15 protein-coding genes are annotated in these 19,995 nt (G+C 36.9%); 1 reads left to right on the top strand and 14 read right to left on the bottom strand.

Going from position 1 to position 19,995, the window contains the following annotated elements:
• Positions 1–253: 253 nt before the first annotated feature.
• On the bottom strand, positions 254–3,970 hold the full coding sequence (locus H6W52_RS11335) for a metallophosphoesterase (protein ID WP_185216717.1): 3,717 nt from the start codon (positions 3,968–3,970) through the stop codon (positions 254–256).
• Between the two features lie 26 nt (positions 3,971–3,996).
• Between H6W52_RS11335 and H6W52_RS11330 the strand changes: the two genes are divergently transcribed.
• The gene (locus H6W52_RS11330) at positions 3,997–5,169 is read left to right on the top strand and encodes a Pycsar system effector family protein (RefSeq protein ID WP_116098486.1); all 1,173 of its coding nucleotides are present in this window, start codon (positions 3,997–3,999) and stop codon (positions 5,167–5,169) included.
• A 49-nt stretch (positions 5,170–5,218) separates the two neighbouring features.
• Here the strand turns inward: H6W52_RS11330 and H6W52_RS11325 are convergent, their stop codons facing one another.
• The 13 genes from H6W52_RS11325 to nuoF form a co-directional block, all read right to left on the bottom strand.
• Positions 5,219–7,522, bottom strand: coding sequence for a GAF domain-containing protein (locus tag H6W52_RS11325; RefSeq protein WP_116098487.1), 2,304 nt, complete (start codon positions 7,520–7,522; stop codon positions 5,219–5,221).
• Between the two features lie 76 nt (positions 7,523–7,598).
• Entirely contained in the window at positions 7,599–8,984 is a 1,386-nt protein-coding gene (locus H6W52_RS11320) for an NADH-quinone oxidoreductase subunit N (RefSeq protein ID WP_116098488.1), read from the bottom strand.
• Positions 8,985–9,000: 16 nt separating this feature from the next.
• Positions 9,001–10,494: a NuoM family protein gene (locus tag H6W52_RS11315; protein WP_116098489.1), complete on the bottom strand. Its 1,494-nt coding sequence runs from the start codon at positions 10,492–10,494 to the stop codon at positions 9,001–9,003.
• Positions 10,494–12,407 carry an NADH-quinone oxidoreductase subunit L gene (nuoL, locus tag H6W52_RS11310; RefSeq protein WP_116098490.1) on the bottom strand — a complete coding sequence of 638 codons (1,914 nt, stop codon included), beginning with the start codon at positions 12,405–12,407 and terminating at the stop codon, positions 10,494–10,496. Before nuoL ends, H6W52_RS11315 begins: the two co-directional genes overlap by 1 nt.
• Positions 12,408–12,409: 2 nt before the next feature.
• Entirely contained in the window at positions 12,410–12,739 is a 330-nt protein-coding gene (nuoK, locus tag H6W52_RS11305) for an NADH-quinone oxidoreductase subunit NuoK (RefSeq protein WP_034703571.1), read from the bottom strand.
• A gap of 4 nt (positions 12,740–12,743) precedes the next feature.
• Positions 12,744–13,241, bottom strand: coding sequence for an NADH-quinone oxidoreductase subunit J (locus H6W52_RS11300; protein ID WP_116098491.1), 498 nt, complete (start codon positions 13,239–13,241; stop codon positions 12,744–12,746).
• Positions 13,241–13,798 carry a NuoI/complex I 23 kDa subunit family protein gene (locus tag H6W52_RS11295; protein ID WP_116098492.1) on the bottom strand — a complete coding sequence of 186 codons (558 nt, stop codon included), beginning with the start codon at positions 13,796–13,798 and terminating at the stop codon, positions 13,241–13,243. The genes H6W52_RS11300 and H6W52_RS11295 overlap by 1 nt, the downstream gene beginning before the upstream one ends.
• A 91-nt stretch (positions 13,799–13,889) precedes the next feature.
• Positions 13,890–14,954: an NADH-quinone oxidoreductase subunit NuoH gene (gene nuoH / locus H6W52_RS11290; protein WP_116098493.1), complete on the bottom strand. Its 1,065-nt coding sequence runs from the start codon at positions 14,952–14,954 to the stop codon at positions 13,890–13,892.
• Between the two features lie 179 nt (positions 14,955–15,133).
• A complete protein-coding gene (locus H6W52_RS11285) occupies positions 15,134–16,132 on the bottom strand; it encodes a 2Fe-2S iron-sulfur cluster-binding protein (RefSeq protein WP_087705825.1) in 999 nt (332 codons plus the stop codon).
• Positions 16,133–16,162: 30 nt separating this feature from the next.
• A complete protein-coding gene (locus tag H6W52_RS11280; RefSeq protein WP_087705827.1) occupies positions 16,163–16,705 on the bottom strand; it encodes a hypothetical protein in 543 nt (180 codons plus the stop codon).
• 2 nt (positions 16,706–16,707) lie between these two features.
• On the bottom strand, positions 16,708–17,721 hold the full coding sequence (locus H6W52_RS11275; protein ID WP_116098494.1) for an AAA family ATPase: 1,014 nt from the start codon (positions 17,719–17,721) through the stop codon (positions 16,708–16,710).
• A gap of 3 nt (positions 17,722–17,724) precedes the next feature.
• A complete protein-coding gene (locus H6W52_RS11270; protein WP_116098510.1) occupies positions 17,725–18,609 on the bottom strand; it encodes a hypothetical protein in 885 nt (294 codons plus the stop codon).
• Position 18,610: 1 nt separating this feature from the next.
• A complete protein-coding gene (nuoF, locus tag H6W52_RS11265) occupies positions 18,611–19,969 on the bottom strand; it encodes an NADH-quinone oxidoreductase subunit NuoF (RefSeq protein ID WP_076393023.1) in 1,359 nt (452 codons plus the stop codon).
• Between the last annotated feature and the right edge of the window lie 26 nt (positions 19,970–19,995).

Below are 19,995 nucleotides of genomic sequence, written 5' to 3'. Positions count from 1 at the left end.
CAAATTATAATGAAGTAAAAGATCTTTGCTCCTTTAGGAGCAGAATCTGTGTAGAAATAAGAATAAGTCTATCAATCAATCCGTAGGATTGATATCTGTAATACGATAAATGTTCTAAAGATAGCGTTCCTACGGAACGCTGAATCTACTCCTAATATGATTTCTACACAGATTCTGGCATTTTACTGCAAACTTTAATAACAAAATCCGCAGAAACTTTCTGCGGATTTTTATCTCTATAATTGTATAATTTTTAAAACGTCATTCCCACACCTCCGGAAATTCTTCCTCCGTCGCTTCCGTAGAAATAGTTCAGTCTTGCAGAGAACATTTCTACAATACTCAGCCAGAAACCTGCGCCTACAGACTGATGCCATTTTTTAGAGTCTTCGTTGTCATTCCACACTCTTCCGACATCATATCCCAGTAAAACGCCCATGTTTGCCGGAACAATATTGTTTTTTACCCTTCCGAAATCCCAACGGATCTCCGAGTTATTGGTAAAATAGGATTTTCCTGAGAATCGGTCGTTTCTGAAAGCTCTCATTCCGTTGTTTCCACCGATGGCTGCAGCCTGATAAAAATCAAAATTGTTATTGTTGATCCACATTCCGTTGCTGGAGTTCGCAAATACAAAATTTCCGCGGCTGTCTAACCTGTGATCTATGGAAAGCGTTCCTTTTAAGATCAGAAAATTTCTTTTGGTATCGGCAAGATTGGTTTTCCAGTCTGCATTTACTTTAAATTCCATTCCCATGGTCGGGAAAGCATTGTTATCCAGATTTTTATAGCTGAAGGTGTAATTTCCTCCTGCAAACTGCTGATTATCGAAAACTTCAGGTCTTACGTCGGGTGAAAGATCCACGAAACGGTCGCCGTTTCGCTGTACTTTATTATTTTCAAAAGTCAACTGAAACTGGTTGAAAACATTCGTCCAGCTTTTTTTGGAAACGGAAGGTGCAAAATTAATCTTTGAAATTCTTGCCCTGTTGAATCTTCTGTCTTCTGCTTCCTTATCGTAAAAACTTTCGTTAGATAATCCGAAGAAATTTTCGGCGAAACGCGGTGTGGTAAATCCTGCATCGAGATTAAAATCCCAGCTTCCGATGGCTTTTTTAAAGATCCCCTTATAATAGGCATTAAAACCTCCGGTTGCCGTATAATAATTAACTTTCAGGCTGTGCTTTTGGGTAAAAGGAGAGCGGATAAAATTGTTGACCGTGTAATTAACCAACGCACCGAGAATCACTCCGTCATCCGGATTGAAATCTGCATTCGGATATCCTGCTACAAAGTTGTATTTCGGATGTTTGTAGTTGTAAGTATTGATGTCGTAATCGTCGGAAATGTTTTTTGTCGCACTGTTTGTATTGTACGTGTTTTTCTGCGATTTAAAATCGTAGATCTTTACTTTGTTTCCATTGGCAACATTGTACGTATCGTGATTGTATCCTCCGATAAGACGGATATTCATTTTAGGTCTTCCGTCTCCGGAAACTTCGTAGATATCATCATCTTCCAGTCCGTAAATCCACAGTTCCTTTGTTTTGGAATCGTCATATGTTTTTTCGAAAACCAGTTCCGGATTTTCTTTGTTTTTGTCTAATTTATATTGCTTTACATTAACGGTGTTTGCCGTTTTTGTAATCACAAATTTATCAGGATTCACCGTTCCGGCAAGAGGAACTTTTTCCTGAAGTACATCATAATATTGCGAAGCGTAGGTTGCTAATTTTGTCTTTCTAAGTTTCAGTTTTCGCTGAATATCTGCAATGGTTTCATCCTGAACTTCTTTCGGAAGATTGGCAAATGTTTCATCAATATCTTTATCCGATAAATGTTCCTGAATGTATTTCGCCTGTGCAATCCAGTCTTCCTGAGTAGAACCTTTCAGGAATACCAGATCCAGAGGATAAGGTTCCATAGCAAGCCATTTTACACTTTTAATATCATCTTTAAAGGTTTTCATGTGGCGGATTGCCGGAATATTCATAATGATTTTAAAAGCAGCACCGTCGTATTTACTGAAAGCCTGATCTCTGTCTTTGGCAATCGGTTTGTAAATTACCTTATCACCTTCTTTGTATTCCGCCCATTTCCACTGATCAGAATGTCTGTCCCAATCGCCGATCAGCATATCAAAAATTCTTGCCCTGATGTAGGTTTCTTTGTCTACCGAGTATTTATAATTTTTACCGAAATTCTTTAAGACATCATCTGTGGAAAGAATATCCGTTGCGTTATCTAGTGAAGCGAGTGTTTTAGGATCGGATGAAAAACGTTCTTCCACCATATAAAATTCGTCCCCGTAGTTCAGATTGTATTCTCCCAGAGCTTTTTGCTTAGGAATGTAAAACAACCGCGGATTGCTGTGGAAAAGATCAATCTTATCTGCCATATTTCCGATGGCAAATGGTGTAAATGGATGATTGGTTGTATAAAAATCCAAGAGGAATTTCTCAGGAAAGGTATTATTCAGTTCATTTCCGAATGTACTTTTCTTAAAAGCCATATTGTTCAGAAAACGCACGGCACTTTTTTTAACGCCTCTCATCACAAATTCCTGTCCGTCCTGTGCTTTCAGTCTTAAACTGTTAGACTGGTTTCCGCCGCCTTCACGAAATGGTGTATAACCCCCGTCAAGTGTTGAAATATTTGCGGTCGGAGCTTCAATAGGCATTCCGTAATATTTTCGGTAATGTTCTCCCCAGAGCCAAGTATAAAATTTTCTTTTTTTCGTTAATTTTTCAGGATAAATGGTTGAGGTTATTGTGGAAGGAAAAGAATTCGGATAATTATTAACAAATTCTTTTGGCTTATCGATCACCTGAATGTGCGAAAGCTGTTCCAGCGCATTGTTTTTTGTTGAAAAATATTCTACATCCGAGCTTTTGTCCTTTCTGATATTCAGAACTGCAAAACCGCTTCCTCCATAAGAAAAATCTGTTTTCTCGCCAATTGTTGCAGGATCTACTTTAGAACCGGCTCCGCTTACGATCTGTCTGATGTTTCTGAATTCGTGATACTGCAAATTATGATCGTGCCCGGAAACAAAAATGATGTTTTCCTTTTCCTGAACAATGCTTTTTATTCTGTTGGCTAAATCTGCATAATGTTGGTTATTGAGATCTTCCGGACTTACTCCCGATGAACTTCTTACCACATTAATGAGACTGGCAACTCCCGGAGCCGGAATTTTACTTTTCAGCGGAAAAAGATGAGATTTTGCAGAGGTGTATCCTGCATGAGTTCCGGTGCTGATAATCGGGTGATGCAGCGCAACGATAATTCTTTTGTCCTGATTTTTATTAATTAAATCTTTAAACTCTGTGAAAAGATCTTCCCGCGTTTTAATATCGCAGTTTTTATTGATTCCCGGATAATTGTTCCAGTTGACCAGAGCCCACTCTGTGTCGATTACGATTAGTTTAATGTCCTTGGTAAGATTAATATCATCAATCGGGCATGAATTTTTAGGAAGAAATGCTTTTTTATCGTTTAAATAATTTTTTACGAGTTCTTCCTGCGCTTTTAAACCGTCCAATCCGTTGTACCAGTCATGATTTCCCGGAATAACAAGCGTTTTTCCTTTAAAGTTTTTTACAATGGATAATTGATCTTCTAGTTTCTGTTTTGCCAGTGGATAATTTTTATCAGATTCTTTTGGCATTCCGGAAGGATAGATATTGTCGCCCAAAAAGATCAGCATCGAATTGCTGTCGGCTTTTTCAAGCTGGCTTTTTAACAGATTCAGGGTGTTCTGAGCCTGTGCTTCGTCTGCATTTCCGGCATCGCCTACAAGAAATATCTTAAAATCGTTGGAAGATTGTATATCAGAATTTTTAATTTCAGATAAGTTTTTACCCTTTTTTACGTTATATGTTGCGCAGGAGTAGAGAACTCCGGCAGACAATGCTACTCTGATGACAACAGACGTATTTTTTAAATGAGTTTTAAAGGATAAATTCATAAATTTACAATAATAAAATTTCGGTGATGAATATTTTACAAAAAGCCAAAGACTATGTCGAAACCTTATTCAAAGATAAACTATCTTCAGTATATTCTTATCATAATTTTATACATACTACCTTCACAGTAAATAAGGCTGAAGAAATTCTTAAAAACACTCAGGTTTCTGAAGAAGATCAGGAGAAAGTAGTTCTGGCTCTTTGGTTTCATGATACAGGGTACATAGAGTGTGCCAAAAATCACGAAGAAGCAGGGGTAAAGATTATGAAAGATTTTTTGCAGCAAGAAAATTATCCCGAAAGTTATATTGAAGAGGTTTCTAAGCTGATTCTGGCAACAAAAATTACTTATGTTCCCCAAAATCTTCTGGAAAAAATTGTAAAAGATGCAGACTGCAGCCATTTTGCAAGCCACGATTATAACGATATTTCCGATGCCCTCAGAAAAGAGTGGGAGCTTACCAATGTACGCTGCTATTCTAACGACGAATGGAACGCCGGAAATCTGGATATGCTGAAAAATAAACATCAGTTTTACACCGATTATGCAAAAACTGCGTGGCAGCCTCTGAAGGAGAAAAATATTAAAAAAATTGAAAAGAAGTTGGAAAAAGACGAGGATAAAAAAGAAAGTTCTGAAAATAAAAAGTCGAAAGAAAAAGAACCGAAATCCGACAGAAGTGTAGATACGCTTTTCAGAGTGACTTTAAGCAATCATACAAGACTGAGTGATATTGCCGACAGCAAAGCGAATATTCTTCTTTCTGTAAATGCCATCATAATATCAGTTTGTCTTTCTGTTTTGGTTCCGAAACTGGATACGCCTAAGAATTCTCATCTTATTATTCCAAGTTTTATTTTGCTGGCTTCTGCGGTTCTTACCATTATTTTTGCCATTTTATCCACAAAACCAAATGTAACCAAAGCAAAATTCAGCTTACAGGATGTTGCCGACAGAAAGGTAAATCTTTTATTCTTCGGAAATTTCAACAGGATGATTTTTGATGATTATCAGAATGCAATGAATGTTCTTATTAAAGACCGCGATTATATTTACGATTCTATGGTGAAGGATTTGTATTTTTTAGGAAAGGTTTTAGACAGAAAATACAGGCTTTTATCCATTACGTACCAGATTTTTATGGCAGGAATTGTAATTTCTGTTCTGTCTTTTGCGTATGCGTTTTTAAGTCTTTAGATAAAATATCAACTTAATAGGAAAGCTCACCCGATTGGATGAGCTTTTTTTATTGTACTAAAGATACTCTTAAAGCTAAAAGTCCTGTAATTCCCTGTAAATCTTCTACTTTCAGGAATTCTATGTCGTTTTGGAGAATTCCTTTCTTTTGCAGTTTGTTGATGTAATCGAGATATTCTCTCTGATTTTCCATCCCGAAATAAACGATGGTTATTTTTCCGGGGCATGTAATTCTGTCGTCTGAATCTTTTACGTGGGCTTTATCCAGACGTTTTTTAATGATTTCATAGTAAGAATTATAGGCTCCGTCTACATCAAAACGTTTTTCGTCCATTCTGAAGCGGATGTCTATTTTTTCATTATATACAAAAATCAGCGAAGCAATATCAAGACACACCGGAAGATCTTTTTTGAAATTTCGGAATTCAATTTCCATATTGCAGATGGTTTTTAACTGCCAGTAACGAAGTTTGTTAACAATTTTTGGATGGTAATGAAGATCCGGCGCAATGTTTTGTCCGGTGTACAAATTATGCTCTACCCCGTCTGATTTAAATCTTTCATAATAATGCGGAAAAATCTGCTGTGCCTGTATCTGCGCTTCATCCAGAACGTCTGCCAGTTTTCTGTTGACTAACGTTATCGAATCATCCAGGCTTTTTCTATGGGTATAAAAGAGATCGGTCTGACTGAAAACCTGCGCAAAATAATCTTTTATTTTTGCCTTTACTTCACTGGAGGATTTTACTTCCAGCTTAGCCTGAAGATAGGGATGAATTTCATCTCTCAATAATCCCTGAAACCTCTGTTCGCTGTCTGCTTTGATCTCATTATTTAGTTCGTTTTCGAAAATATCCAGAGCCGGTAAAAATTTTTCCGAGTCTGAACGGGTTAAATTAAAAATCTCGTAAAGGGATTCAATCTGTTGGTTGAGATCTTCGAGCATTAAATTAAAACGTTTTTCCGAAGAAGAACGGATGTCTGAAAATCCAAAGAGCGGGGTAAGGTTTTTAAATGAAATTTCTTTTAAAGAATATATTTTATTGCCAAGAGAAGCGTTGAAATATTTTTCGGCTTCATTTCTGAATTTCCATACCACGCTGTTGTGGATGGTGGTATATTCACGCTGAATGATGGCTTCAATCTGATAATTTTTTTCAAAGCTGAATCTGCTCAGCGAGAAAATAATCATGTTGCTGAACGATTCCATTTTTTTCAGTTTAAGACCATTGAAGCTGTTCGCGATAGGAGAGGTAAACTCCATGATAGCCAAAAGCTCGTTGTCTTTCACGATTGGGATAACCATAAAACTGTTGATGTTGTTTTCCTTTAAGATACTGAAAGAAGGTTTCATTTTTGCTTCTTCTTCAAGATGATTAAGGTTTGAAACAACAATAGGTTTCGGGTTGTAGTGAAGATTGATGATGGTGCTTTTTCTTGTATCTTCATCTATGGCATTGATCCAGAAGTTCAATACATGATTGGTGAACATATTTTCATACACCGGCATTTTTTCCAGCCGCTGCTCTTTTTTATTGTAAAGCATCAGTCCGAAATTCAGCTCTGGAATATCAAAATACGATTTGAATATTTCAACAAGGTTTTCATCCTGCGAGAAGTTTTCAGAATCTATTTCGATCATGGTAGATTTAAGATCGGAGAGGGCAATTTCACTGGTACAGTCTACAAGGGAAATAATAGTGAATCCTTTTAAAATCCATGATTCCGGCTGAAAGTGTTTCTTCCACAGTTTAAAATCATCTAAATTTTCCAGCAAGATATCCAGAATTTCATCGGAAGGAATTTTTGTTCCTTCAGCAGGAAAAATTTCGGTAAAATCTGCATTTACCGTAATTTTATAATGCTTCATGATTCCCTGTGCATTGGGAATATCATAATAAAAAGGAATGGTACTTTTTATATCTTTTTTGAAGTAGCTCTGCAAAATAAGACAGCAGCAGAAGACATAAAATTCGTCATCATCAATACCACGCAATCCGATCTCGAAATCTTTTCCGGCATCTTTTAATATTGCTTTGAAACGGTCTGTATAATTAAAGGTGATATTGGAAAGCGGAACACTTGCCGCTTTTATTTCGTTATTGGTAAGTCCGGTAGGGAAGAGGTCTGCAAGAAGAAGTTTGATGAGGTCTTCATTTTTTTCAAGCAAAGAAATATCCTGAAATCCGTTGCGGAATTCGTTGAAATTTTTGGTTTTCTCAATTAAAGATTCAGCATAATTGGCTCGGTATTCCAAACGGTCATTATATCGAATGTGTTCCAACACATCCAAATATTTTTTGAACGAAATAAAAACCTGAAATGGAGTGTCTTTTTTATATAGCTGTGACACAAAAACTGAAATTTAGAGTAAAGGTAAAAAAAAACCACAACTTAAAGGTTGTGGTTCTCTATTTTAATATGATTTTTTATAATCCGAAAAGTCTTGCAAACAGATCCGGGAAAACTCCAAGAACAACAATGGATGCAATAACAAATACTCCTACGATGTTGTACGTGATCGTTACTTTTTCTGAAGATTTAAATGTACTTTCTTTGAAGAAGAACATGGAAATAATCAGTCTTAAATAGTAAGCAATGGAAACTGCTGAACCTAAAACAGCGATCAAAACAAGGAAAACTCCGTGCTGAGAATTCATTGCCTGAGAAAATAAAGAGAATTTTCCCATGAAACCTGCAGTTAAAGGAATTCCAGCCATTGAAAGCATGGAAACTGATGCAGTAGTTGCCAATAAAGGTTCTGTTTTTGCCAATCCTTTGAACGCTCCGAAAGACGTTTCTCTTTTCAGTTTTTCAACATAAATCAGACACATGAAAACTCCTACTGTCGCCAAAGCGTATGCAAATAAATAGAACGCCAGATTATAAGTAGAAAGACTCGTCATTCCAAAGAATACCAAACCGATGTATCCTGCGTGAGAAACTGAAGAGTATGCCAACATTCTTTTCGCATTTGTCTGAGCCAATCCCATAACGTTTGCCAAAAGCAATGTGATGATTAAAAATACTCCGAAAACATTGATCCAGTTTTCTGTAACTCCGCCAAATCCTATCGTCATTAATCTGAATAATGCGAAAAATCCTGAGATTTTTACCACACTCGCCATGAAAGCCGTGATTAATGAAGGCGCTCCGTAATAAACATCCGGACTCCACATGTGGAAAGGTGCCAATGCAACCTTAAATGCCAATGCACAAAGAATCAGAAGAACACCTAAGATGAACATTAAATCTTTCGGGTTTGAAACTCCGAAGTCCTGAATTTTATATAAATCGAAACTTCCTACACTTCCATAGATGAATGCAATCCCGAATAATAGGAAACCTGTTGCGAATGCACCCATAAGAAAATACTTGATGGAAGCTTCGTTGGATCTCAGATCTGTTTTGTTAGCACCCGCCATTACATATAAAGGAATAGAAAGGATTTCAACTCCTAAGAACAGCGTTACCATATTCTGATATCCGAAAAGGATAATCCCGCCACAAAGAGCGAAAAGCATTAAAGCATACAGTTCAGACTGGTGGCTTCTGTGGTTGCTGAATGCAAAACCGCCCAGAAAGAATAACAATAATGTCGTTACGATTGATATTTTTGTGAATAGCGCAGTATTAGCGGTGTAGTCATACATATGTTTGTACTGTCCGAAGAAAGCACATTCCGGCATGAAACTTACCCATAATGCGATGATTAATCCCAAAATCCCAATGTATCTTGCGAATTTCCCTTGTTCAAAAACTCCTGAAAATAACGCAACAACTGCCGTTAGGAAAACAATAATTAAAACACTCATTTCTTAAAATATCAAATTAGCTTACCATTGATTGGTAGATAAACTTCAACGAACTATTCACCATTTCGATTATCGGTTGTGGGAAAATACCAAATACAATCACAAAAACCGCTAAACTTGCCAATACAGAGAATTCTGTTGCGGAAAGATCTTTTACTGTGCTTAAAACAGCTTCATCACCCTGTCCGAACATTGCTTTTCCGTAGAATCTCAATAGATATACCGCACAAAGAATTACGGTAAGACCTGCAATTACTGCTGCCAATCCGTTAAAATCGTACACCGATTTCAACAGAATAAATTCTCCGATGAATCCATTGGTCAACGGAACTCCCATTGAACCTAATATAATGATCAAGAACAATACGGCAAACTTAGGAGCAACTTTCGCCAAACCTCCCATCTGTCTAATGTCTCTTGATTTAAATCTCTTGTATAAAATATCACAGCAGTAGAACAGACCTACAACGTTAATACCGTGAGCGAAAGTCTGCACCAAAGCTCCTTCAGCACCTTCGATATTGAAGTTTCCTCTTAAAGTTATTACCGCCGAAGCAAAAATACCTGCCACCATTAATCCAACGTGAGAGAAAGAAGAATATGCAATAATTCTCTTCATATCAGTCTGGATGATCGCGATTAAAGCTCCGTGAACAATTCCCACAATAGCTAAGATAATCACAATCTGTCCTGAAATTCCTGCAATCGGAAGGGGAGTGATCGGTAAAAGATAACGCATAACTCCATAGATCGCCATTTTCAGCATGATCCCTGATAAAAGCATGGAACCTTGTGTTGGCGAATAGGTATATGTATCCGGCTGCCACGTGTGGAAAGGGAAAACCGGCAATTTCACTGCAAAAGCAAAGAAGATAAACCAGAATACAACGGTTTGTTGTGTTTCGTTTAACTGGGCATTATAAAGATCTGTCAGCGCAAAAGATGCAGAGTGATTGTATACATAAATCAATCCTGCTAACATGAATAATGATCCAACGAAGGTATAAACGAAGAATTTCGTAGTGAATTCAAATCTTTTATTTTCCTGACCCCAGATTCCGGCAATAAACCAGATCGGAATCAAAGTAACTTCCCAGAAAATGTAGAACAGCAAACCGTCCAGCGAAGTGAAAACACCTACAAGACCAAACTGCATTAGCAGAATTAAACCATAGAATGTATTTCTGTAGCTTACATTTTCATTAAATGAAGATAAAATAATGATTGGCGCTAAAATATTAGTCAGCAATAAAAGAAGTAAACTCATCCCATCGATACCGAAGTGAATTTTACTCTTAATAAATTGTGACCAAGGGTAATTGATCTCGTGTTGTAATGTACTATCTACGGTTAATCCAAAATTAAAATCCGATACGATATAAAACGTTACAAGCATCTGAATCAAAGCAATTCCCAGTGCCAAATATTTGCTGGATTTATCTTTCCATGCAAAAACTAATCCCGAACCTACCAGAGGTAATAGTAATAGTGTTAATAATAAACCAGACATTATTGTAATATAAAGTTAACAATCAGTATAATTCCCACAGCCAAAGACATGATTAAGATGTAATTCTCAACATTTCCGTTCTGGATACGCTTCATGGCTTTTCCGCTGTCTTCAGCGCCTTCACCTACGAAGTCCACAAAACGATCAAGAATCCCTTTATCAAACATCTTTCCTCCGCGTCCTAATCCTTCAACAGTTTTTACAATTAATGCATTGTAAATTTCGTCAATGTATAATTTTTTAGCAGACAGTTTTTCCCATCCTGTGTACTGCTGTTCCGGTAACGCCTGTTTTTTCTTATTCACATAAGTATTTTTAACAAGGAACCAAACGCAGAAGAACATTACAACTGTTGCTCCTAAAAGTATCATTTCAGTCCCAAACGGAACTCCCGAAAGAGTTGCTTCCATTTGTTTAAAGCTTTCCTCGGTAAGAACCGGCTTCAGCCATTCCATTAATTTGGCATAATGACCGTGACCGATGAAGTGAGGAAGGTTAATTAATCCACCCAAAACAGAAAGAACAGCCAGTACGATCAATGGTAATGTCATATTCGAAGGGCTTTCGTGTAAGTGGTGTTTTTGTTCTTCTGTACCTCTGAACTCTCCGTGGAAAGTCAGATAGTACAATCTGAACATATACGTAGCCGTAACAGCCGCTAAAACAAATAAAATTACCCAGTATACCGGATTTTTAGCAAAAGCTGCCACTAAAATTTCGTCTTTGGAAATCATCCCTGAAAGCAAAGGGAATCCTGAGATTGCCAATGTTCCGATAAGGAATGTAGCGTGTGTGATCGGAATGTATTTTTTCAGACCTCCCATGAAACGCATATCCTGTTCGTTGCTCATCGCATGGATTACAGATCCTGCTCCCAAGAACAATAATGCCTTGAAGAAAGCATGTGTCATTACGTGGAACATCGCTGTTGTATAAGCTCCAAGACCTAAAGCGATGAACATGAATCCTAACTGGGAAACGGTAGAATACGCCAGTACTTTTTTGATATCGTTCTGACGAAGTGCGTAGAATCCAGCTAAAGCTGCCGTTAAGAATCCGATGAATAAAATTACTCCCTGAACGGTAGGTGCCAAAGTGAATAAGAAGTTGGATCTTACCACTAAATAAATACCCGCCGTTACCATTGTTGCGGCGTGAATTAACGCTGAAACCGGAGTAGGTCCCGCCATTGCATCTGGCAGCCAAGTATATAATGGAACCTGAGCAGATTTACCGGTAGCACCGATAAATAAACTTGTTGTAATGAAAATGATTACCGTTCCGTCTAGTTCAAATTTTCCTGCATTTTCTTTGATTGTTAAATAATCTACAGCATTCGTCTGTGAAGCTAACATGAAAATACCGATCAATAAAGCAAGGTCACCAATTCTGTTCATGATGAACGCTTTTCTTGCCGCTTTACCATATTCTTCGTTGGTGTACCAGAATCCGATTAGTAAATAAGAACACAATCCTACACCTTCCCATCCGATGAATAAGATTAAGTAGTTGCTTCCCATTACCAATAGTAACATGGAGAATATGAATAGATTTAAATAAGTGAAAAACTTATAGAAACCTTTATCGTGGCTCATATATCCGATAGAGTACAGGTGAATTAAAGATCCGATTCCTGTGATGATCATCACCATCATTAATGATAACTGATCGATCTGGAATCCGAAATTAATCTGAACTCCGTTTATTCTGAACCATTCAAAAGCTTTTACAATGACAGGCTGGCTTTCAGAATCAAAATTCATGAAAATACTTACTGCGATGCAGAAAGATGCAAAAACCATTGCCGTAGCTAAACTACCGACAACTATTTTTGGAAGATTTTTTCCGAAAAGTCCGTTTATAAGAAAACCTAAAAGTGGTAAAAGTATTATTGCATACACTAAATTTTCCATTCTTATCCTCTTAATTTATTAAATATACTTACATCAACAGAACGGGTATTTCTATACAGCATAGCAATAATTGCCAGACCTACCGCTACTTCCGCAGCAGCAACCACCATAATGAAGAAAACTAAAAGTTGTCCGTCGCCATTACCTTTGTATGCAGAAAACGCAGCCAGTAAAAGGTTTACAGAATTCAGCATAAGCTCTACACAACCCAAAATAACAATCGCGTTTTTTCTCAGCAATACTCCCAAAACTCCCAAACAGAACAGTACTGATGAAAGTATGATGAAATAATTCAGAGGGACGCTTTGTATAAATGTATTTACTTCTCCCATAATTTTATAGATCTTTTTTACCGATTAATACCGCACCTACAATACCTGCCAGAATAAGGATGGATGCAAGTTCAAACGGCAAAACATATTCATTAAACAAAAGTCTTCCCAGATTTTTCGTCAGACCAACTCCGTTGTCTACATTTTCAACAACGATCTGTTTTTGCTGAACGCCTCTGAAAACGCCTAAAACTCCGATAAGCAACAGACATGATGTAAAAACTCCGGCAAATTTTAAAGTATTGCCCTTCTTACTTTCGTCTTGTTTATTAAGGTTAAGCATCATCAGAATGTAAAGGAACAATACCATGATCGCTCCGGCATACACAATAATCTGGATAATCGCAAGGAACTGTGCATTCAGAAGGATGTACATACCCGCAATAGAAAACATCGTAACAATTAATGACAAAACAGCATACAGAGGATTTCTCGCAAAAACGAAGTAAACCGCACTTGCCACTGCTAAAAACGCCACCAAGAAAAATAAAAACTGATCCATTATTTTACCGCATTTTTTTGTTTCTCGGATTGTCTTTCTGTGATGTCAATCCTTTCATTTATTTTTTCCACCAATTTATCTTTTCCGTAAATGAAAGAACCTCTGTTGGTTTCCACGTCCACCAATCTGTCGGTAAGATAGATCGCAGATTTCGGACAGGCTTCTTCACACATACCGCAGAAAATACATCTCAGCATATTGATTTCATATACTGAAGCATATTTTTCTTCTCTGTAAAGATGCTTTTCTTCCTTGGTTCTCTCTGCAGCAGTCATGGTAATTGCTTCTGCAGGGCATGCTACCGCACAAAGTCCGCAAGCCGTACATCTTTCTCTGCCTTCCTCGTCTCTTTTCAAAACGTGCTGACCTCTCCAGATATCTGCTCTCGGTTTCTGTACTTCCGGATACGCATATACTGCGGGAGCACCTTTCAATACGGTTCTTACAGCATGCTTAAATGTAATCCCCATTCCTGTAAAAATCGCAGGTAAGTAGATTTTTTCAGCAAGGGTCATTTCTTTATTAGAAACAACTTTTGATCTGTTCGTAAGTTTCATTTTTTTTATTATTAAATGTTAGAAGATGGAAGCCGGGAGATGGAAGTTGGTCGCATCATCACATTTTCACATCAGCTCATTTTCAAATTAATTAATTTCCAAATGCTAAAATTACAGCTCCTGTAACCAGCAGGTTAACCAATGCCATTGGAATTAAAGTTTTCCATCCTAAGTGCATCAATTGATCATATCTGAATCTCGGAAGTGTCCATCTGATCCACATAAAGATCAGAATTCCGATGATGGTTTTAATTAAAAATGCCACAATACTCAAAATTCCGGCAGTATTTTCTCCCCAGTTCTGCGTAACCCATTCAATTCCGGGATAATTGTAACCTCCGAAGAACAGAACAACCATGAAAGCATTCGAAATAAACATATTCACATATTCGCCGAACATATACAGTCCCAATTTCATGGAAGAATACTCCGTAGAATATCCTGTTACCAATTCAGATTCACACTCTGGTAAATCGAAAGGGTGTCTGTTGGTTTCTGCCAAAGCGGCTACGATAAATACTAAGAAAGCAATCGGCTGGTAGAAAATATTCCAGTTAAGTCCCGAAACCCAAGGAATAAATCCCCACAGTTTTCCGTTTGTCTGGCTTTCCGTAATTTCTTTTAAGTCTAAACTTCCTGTCATCATAATGATGGAAAGCAAAGCCAATCCCATTGCCAATTCATAAGAAATCATCTGAGAAGAAGCACGGATCGCTCCTAATAATGAATATTTGTTGTTAGAAGCCCAACCTCCGATCATAATTCCGTAAACTCCGATGGAAGCCATTCCGATGATGAATAATACTCCGACATCGATGTTTGCCACCTGAAGATCGTAAGACGTACCTGCAATATTTAAACTTTTACCCCAAGGAATAACAGCTCCTGTGATTAATGAAATAAACATCACCAAAGACGGCCCCAATACGAAAAGAAATTTTTCTGCATTGGCTGGAGTAAAATCTTCTTTAAAGAAAAACTTTCCACCGTCGGCTAAAGGCTGAAGCAATCCGAAAGGTCCTGATCTGTTGGGACCAATTCTGTCCTGCATAATAGAAGCTACTTTTCTTTCTGCCCAGGTAGAGTAGGCTGCAATCGTTAACGAAAGCAGGAAAAGCGCAAATACAAGTATAAGTTTAAATGTAAGTAAATCCATTTTTTATTTTAAATGTTTTGAAGATGGAAGCTGGGAGCTTGAAGTTTATCACATCGTGGCATCAACTATTCATCACATTACCAATTTATTTTATTTTTTAACGATTTTAAAGTTAAAAGCAGAAGCGGAATATTTTACGGTTATAAACCTCCATCTTCCATCTTCAGACATCCAACTTCTTATTTTTCGTCTTTTTCACTGATTTCCTTTGCCATCGGATTGTCTAAAACTCTCAGTTCATCTTTAGGCTTTTCGTAGTGGTTCAATGAAATTACTGAATGTCTGTCGATGTGTCTCGGACCTTCAATATTCCAGTCAGAAAGTTCTTTTCTGTCGAAACGGCAGGTGTCGCAGATGAATTCTTCAACTTCTCCCCATTGGTCTTTTCTTGCGGTAACTCTCACGATTTCGTCACCTTTCATCCAGACTACGGCTTTTCCGGAACATTTATCGCATTTGCAGGTAGCGTTCATTGGTTTTGTAAACCAGACTCTGCTTGAAAAACGTGCTGTTCTGTCGGTTAATGCTCCTACAGGACAAACGTCGATTACGTTTCCGATGAAATCATTATCCAAAGCTTTATTTAAGTAGGTTGAAATTTCAGCGTGATCTCCTCTGAACAAAATTCCGTGTTCTCTTTCTCCGGTTAACTGGTTTGCAGCGAGTACACATCTTGCACAAAGAATACAACGGTTCATATTCAGTTTGATGTGCGGACCCAAATCGTCTGCTTCATATGTATTTCTTTCGAACTCCGTTCTGGTTTCAAGATTTCCGTGTTCATACCCTAAATCCTGAAGATGACATTCTCCAGCCTGATCGCAGATAGGGCAGTCTAACGGATGGTTTACCAAAAGGAATTCCGTAACTGCTTTTCTTCCTTCCTGAGCTTTTTCAGAAGTAAGATTTTTTACTTCCATCCCATCCATAACGTTGGTTCTGCAGCTTGCCACCAATTTCGGCATAGGACGCGGATCTGCTTCAGATCCTTTGGAAACTTCCACAAGGCAGGTTCTGCATCTTCCGCCGCTGGTTTCCAGTTTGCTGTAGTAGCACATTGCAGGAGGTACAGATTTTCCGCCGATTTGTCTTGCAGCTTCCAGAATAGAAGTACCCGGCAAAACTTCAGTAGTCTGTCCGTCTATCGTTATTTTGAATTTTTTAACCTCTTCGCTCATATTCTATGCTTTTCGCTTAATAATTAAGCTCTATAAATTTTTAAATCTCTCTAAATTAAAATTATAAGTTTCTGTAAGAAGATAATCAATATGAATTTTAAATTCTTTAATATGATTATCAAAATCTGGATAAGTTTGAATAATATGTTTAACCAGATTTTTATACTTACTTTCCTTATCTATCTGTTCACTTTTAGTTTCTTTCTTGAATGATTCAAAATCAATATAATCGAATTCAATTAGATCTTTACTCTGAAGTTTTAAAAATTGACAAAGCCAATCTTCAAAGGCTTTAGGACAAAGTGCAAAAATAAACTGATATTTTGTTTTATCCTTATAAATCTTGAAACTATTTCCTTCTTTAATTTTCTCGAAGCTTTTTAAATTAGGATTAAGCAATAAATCTTTTCTATCCTCATCTACAATTCCGATAAGAAATTCTCCTTTTACTCTCTCAAAAGCTTTTATAACTTCATTTTTATTTTTTTCTTTTCGAATGCGTTTTTCATTTTGTAATAACTTTCCGAAAAAATATTTATCTGCAAAACATTCAACAGCAACAACCCTTTCCATGATTAATTATTTTCCCAAAGACTGTCGAAGTTGAAAAATACGTTCATCCCATATTCATAAACATCATCATTAGTTTCTTTATCTAATTTTTTGACTTCTGTTTTTCCGTCAACATTATTAACAAGATAAATCTGTAAGTTGTTTCTGCTTTCCTCGTCTCTCAAAAACTCCTGTATTATAAAATCACTGTGAGTAACCATGAAAAACTGGTTATTGTTTTCATTGTACTTTACTTCATTAGTAAATTCTAAAATATAAGGTTCAAAACAATGAGCTTCTGGTTCTTCAAATAATAAAACTGAATCTTGATTGCTCATAATTGCAGTTTTGTAAAAAATTAACCTTTGAAGAGTGTCTGCAATCATATTATAAGAAAGAGAGAATACTGTTCCATCCTCATATTCTTTAAATATTTTTAAATTATTTGAACCTCTTTCAATTAATAATTTTAAATTATTTACAGATAAAAATTGATTAACAAAATTTCTTATTTCAGGATTACTTGAAATTACTGTACTAATATTTTCGCCAAAAGGAGAAATTAGAAAATTAGAAAATTTTATTATATTATTTTCTATTTTAAAAAAGTACTTTCTAATTTTCAAATCCCTTTTTACAAGGTCTGGAACAGTAGATGTCTCTTGATGTCCCATAGTCGAAAATTCTTTTAATTTAGTTTTCTCAATAGAGTTATTTTCTAAATGAATTTTTAATCTGTCGTTATTAAAATTGTAAAATGAAAAAATTTTTTCTTTGTTTAACTTTATTTGTGAACTTTTGCTATAGTCTCCTTCAAAAAAAAGATCATTTAAGTTCTCATATCTTACAAAATTTTTAAGGTTCTGTGGATTTAAAAGACTAAAAAATAAATCAAATATTCCCACAGCCTCCAAAATATTACTCTTTCCGGCATTCGGCTTTCCTGCAAAAATATTTATTTTCTTGCAACCGTCTATTTTTAAATCTTTAATTGATTTAAAATTGGAAATTTCAATATTTTGAATGTGTTGATTCATTCTTTAATTATACTTTTTTGTATTAAATGTATACCCGATTCCGGCGAGAACCTGTCCGAAAACAAAATCCTGTCTGGCTTTATCCGGTTTATTATTTAATGTCGTTTTAATGTCCCACATATTGATGTATCCGGCTTTTACTTCTGCTCTCAGCATCCAGTTTTTCCAGAATACAAGGTTAAGACTGGATCTTAAATCGGTTCCCATTCCGGCAACGTGAAAACGGTCGCTTCTCTCGTTACCAAAAAGCTTTACATTACTTTTCGGAAACATAAACCCGATTCCGGCTCCGTAAGACCATACCAAATCGATGTTCTTTTTATGAACCAGATTTTTATATTTTTCAAGCCCTACGTTTTCATAATTTAATCCGTCTGTATGCTCAAAAGTAAGGAACTTTTCATCGGCAAGATTTACCTGCCCATTCTGTACCATGGCTGCATATTTCGGATCTGAAATATTTCCTGAAAAACCAACTGTCTGATCCTGGTTCATTACATATTTCATGTGATCAATTCCTAAAACCAGAGCTAAATTATCTTTAATAAAATAACCAAGTCTGAAATTATACTGGGTCACTGTAAACCAGCTTGGATCGAAATAAACAATTCCGAATTTCGTTGGTCTGTCTTTCGCAGAGACATTATTTAACTGAAAATCATAACCGTTTCCCGAGAAATGAATGTCAGAATTGCTGTAAGCCGCTCTGTTCCATCCGTAGAAAACGAAAACCTGACCTTTTTTGCTTAAGGGTAAAGGTTTTTCTTTTTTTTCAGCTTTGTATGGAGTCGCCTCCAGTTTATATTCTTTTTCTTCTAATGTATCTTTTTTTACCTGTCCGAAAACAAAACCCGACATCATTAGACCTAATGCCAATATTTTTTTCATCTTAAGCATTCTTCTCAACTGCAGGAATCGGATCTGCATAATGTGCCAATCCGTAGTTCTGAGTCTGTGATAACTCAGGGTTTTTAATGTGCCATTCGAATTCATCTCTGAAGTGACGAATAGCCGCTGCAACAGGCCAAGCTGCTGCATCACCCAATGGACAAATTGTATTTCCTTCGATTTTTCTCTGGATGTCCCAAAGTAGATCGATGTCTTCCATTTTTCCTTCTCCTTTCTCGATTTTCTTTAAAATCTTGTACATCCATCCCGTTCCTTCACGGCAAGGGGTACATTGTCCGCAACTTTCGTGATTGTAAAATCTCGCTAAAGTCATGGTATGTTCCACGATACACTGATCTTCATCCAAAACAATGAATCCTCCTGAACCCATCATGGTTCCGGTAGCAAATCCACCATCAGCCAAAGATTCGTAGTTCATGTATCTTGGTTCTCCGTTTACGGTTTTTAATAATAAATTAGCCGGAACAATCGGAACAGAGCTTCCTCCCGGAATACAGGCTTTTAATCTTTTTCCGTCTTTAATGCCTCCGCAATATTCTTCAGAGTAAATGAATTCTTCAACCGTAATGGTCATGTCGATTTCATACACTCCGGGTTTGTTGATGTTTCCACAGGCAGAAATCAATTTTGTTCCTGTAGATCTTCCAACTCCTATTTTAGCATATTCAGCACCTGTAATTTCAATGATCGGAACTACTGCCGCAATAGACTCAACGTTGTTTACTACCGTTGGTCTTTCCCAAAGTCCTTTTACAGCCGGGAATGGCGGTTTCAGTCTCGGATTTCCTCGTTTACCTTCAAGAGATTCAAGCAATGCGGTTTCTTCACCGCAGATGTATGCTCCACCACCTCTCTGAACGTAAATTTCACAATCGAAACCGGTTCCTAAAATATTTTTACCTAAAAATCCTGCTGCCTTTGCTTCTTCAATAGCTTCTTCCAAAATATCGGGAATCCATGAGTATTCTCCACGGATGTAGATATAGGAAACATTTGAACCTAAACAGTATGATGAAATAAGCATTCCTTCGATCAGTAAGTGAGGAAGAAACTCCATCAGATATCTGTCTTTGAACGTTCCCGGTTCAGATTCATCGGCATTTACAACAAGGTGTCTCGGAACACCTTCCGGTTTTGCAAGGAAGCTCCATTTCATTCCTGTTGGGAATCCTGCTCCACCACGTCCACGAAGTCCTGAAGCTTTTACTTCTTCAAGAATTTCGTCAGGAGTCATTTTTAAGGCTTTTTCAGCAGCTTCGTAACCTCCGTTTTTACGGTAGGTTTCAAAGTAGCGGATGCCTTCAATATGTGCGTTTTTAAGTAAAAGTTTTTTACTCATTGTTATTTGCTTCTTGCAATAGGCTT

The organism is Chryseobacterium sp. C2(2020), from assembly GCF_014218915.1.
GTDB lineage: Bacteria > Bacteroidota > Bacteroidia > Flavobacteriales > Weeksellaceae > Chryseobacterium > Chryseobacterium mucoviscidosis.
This window is presented reverse-complemented; position numbering and strand designations above follow the sequence as displayed.

Coding starts and splice junctions, on each gene's coding strand:
- H6W52_RS11335 (WP_185216717.1), bottom strand. CDS start 3,970: ATGAATTTATCCTTTAAAACTCATTTAAAAAATACGTCTGTTGTCATC.
- H6W52_RS11330 (WP_116098486.1), top strand. CDS start 3,997: ATGAATATTTTACAAAAAGCCAAAGACTATGTCGAAACCTTATTCAAA.
- H6W52_RS11320 (WP_116098488.1), bottom strand. CDS start 8,984: ATGAGTGTTTTAATTATTGTTTTCCTAACGGCAGTTGTTGCGTTATTT.
- H6W52_RS11315 (WP_116098489.1), bottom strand. CDS start 10,494: ATGTCTGGTTTATTATTAACACTATTACTATTACCTCTGGTAGGTTCG.
- nuoL (WP_116098490.1), bottom strand. CDS start 12,407: ATGGAAAATTTAGTGTATGCAATAATACTTTTACCACTTTTAGGTTTT.
- nuoK (WP_034703571.1), bottom strand. CDS start 12,739: ATGGGAGAAGTAAATACATTTATACAAAGCGTCCCTCTGAATTATTTC.
- H6W52_RS11300 (WP_116098491.1), bottom strand. CDS start 13,241: ATGGATCAGTTTTTATTTTTCTTGGTGGCGTTTTTAGCAGTGGCAAGT.
- H6W52_RS11295 (WP_116098492.1), bottom strand. CDS start 13,798: ATGAAACTTACGAACAGATCAAAAGTTGTTTCTAATAAAGAAATGACC.
- nuoH (WP_116098493.1), bottom strand. CDS start 14,954: ATGGATTTACTTACATTTAAACTTATACTTGTATTTGCGCTTTTCCTG.
- H6W52_RS11285 (WP_087705825.1), bottom strand. CDS start 16,132: ATGAGCGAAGAGGTTAAAAAATTCAAAATAACGATAGACGGACAGACT.
- H6W52_RS11280 (WP_087705827.1), bottom strand. CDS start 16,705: ATGGAAAGGGTTGTTGCTGTTGAATGTTTTGCAGATAAATATTTTTTC.
- H6W52_RS11275 (WP_116098494.1), bottom strand. CDS start 17,721: ATGAATCAACACATTCAAAATATTGAAATTTCCAATTTTAAATCAATT.
- H6W52_RS11270 (WP_116098510.1), bottom strand. CDS start 18,609: ATGAAAAAAATATTGGCATTAGGTCTAATGATGTCGGGTTTTGTTTTC.
- nuoF (WP_076393023.1), bottom strand. CDS start 19,969: ATGAGTAAAAAACTTTTACTTAAAAACGCACATATTGAAGGCATCCGC.